General features: G+C 43.1%; 1 protein-coding gene. It reads right to left on the bottom strand.

What is annotated here, in order from left to right:
• On the bottom strand, positions 1-1461 hold a 1461-nt coding region (locus R7E00_RS23255), incomplete at both ends, for an Ig-like domain-containing protein (protein WP_318124600.1).

The raw sequence follows: 1461 nt of genomic DNA, 5'->3' as shown, positions 1-1461 counted from the left end.
CCACTCATCGCTTATCTTGAGTGCGTCACCTTGAATCGTGACACTAGGAACTTCAAACTGGTTTTCGTATCCATCGCTGCCATCAAGAATATCCACCGTTAAAGAGGCATCATCGTTCAAACCTTCAATTGCCTCTAAGGTAATATCCAATGTTACGGAGGTGGTGTCACCGTCTGAATCTGTTGCATTAACTAACAATGGTATATCCAGGATTTGATCTTTTGACAGATCGAAAGAGCGATATAATTCAAAGGAATACTCTATTTCACTACTCGACTCTACAGGTAATGTGGATAATAGTTTCGATTGAAAAATATTTACTTCCACCCCACCTTCTAAGATATAGCCAGTAATTGTCGTACCGTCATCAGACAGACGGTAAAGCAACTCACTTTCACTACTCACTAATGTGGGCTGGTTTAATTCGCTAAATCGAAGAGAGTCAACATAATCACTCCCGATATCGAGTTGAAGGCTCCCAGTCTTAAAGATTGCCCCACTTTCTAGATTAATCTCTTCCATTGCAACAACAGTCAAGTTGCTCAACGTAGGATCAACACCATCTTTCAACACGAAATCAATTTCATTCTCTACAAGCGGTGTGGAGTCTAGATCTGTCCCTCCAATGGTCAGCGGGAAAGTGACCGTATCACTACTATTGAATTGATCGATAGGATGATAAAGAGTAAGCGAGATTGAAGCTAGTACATCGTTACCCGACTCAATGCCACTCAATGTTAACGTAAATACAGTGACACCATTAGCAAATGCTGTGATTTGCTTTCCACTGGAACTTAACGTGTAGCTAAGCTCATTATCAGAGACTGAGCTTGTAAGCCCTAATGCCTCTAACTTAGTAATGGATGCCCCACCAAAATACAAACTAGTCGGATCAGGGTTATCAGAGCCAGCAATCACATTAACACTGCCTTCGGTGGTTAATAATGCCTCTCCCAGAGGTACTTCTGCTGCGTTTATAGTAGCGCTGCCTACATAACCCGCTTGGCCATCTATAATGTCGATAGTTGCGGTTGCTACACCGTAATCTTTTGAATCATCGGCTGCGAGATAATCAAAAACGAGACTTTGCTCAACCGTGTGATCTAAGTTGCGACTGGCATTCAACTGCCAAGAGCCATCTGAAAATACGGTTAATTCACCCTTCTCTAGACTAAAACTTACTGAGCCACCATCAGGGACAGACTGGATCTCTCCTCCGGCTCTGACATATCGAATGTACAAGTCACCATCAATATCAATGTCATTCTCCAGTACATTGCCAGAAATGACTTGGCCTTCGGTTACACTATATGACTCATTTTCGATCACTGGATCGGCATCAAGGATGGCGATTTCTAGGGGAGCCACAACAGCCTCTTGTGTGCCGTCAGCATCACTTTGAATGCTTTCAACCAATACGTTAGTCACCAGCTCATCTTGACCTACACCATGATCAATCGC

The sequence above is a fragment of the Vibrio sp. Vb1755 genome (genome assembly GCF_033338635.1).
Lineage (GTDB): Bacteria > Pseudomonadota > Gammaproteobacteria > Enterobacterales > Vibrionaceae > Vibrio > Vibrio alginolyticus.
This window is presented reverse-complemented; position numbering and strand designations above follow the sequence as displayed.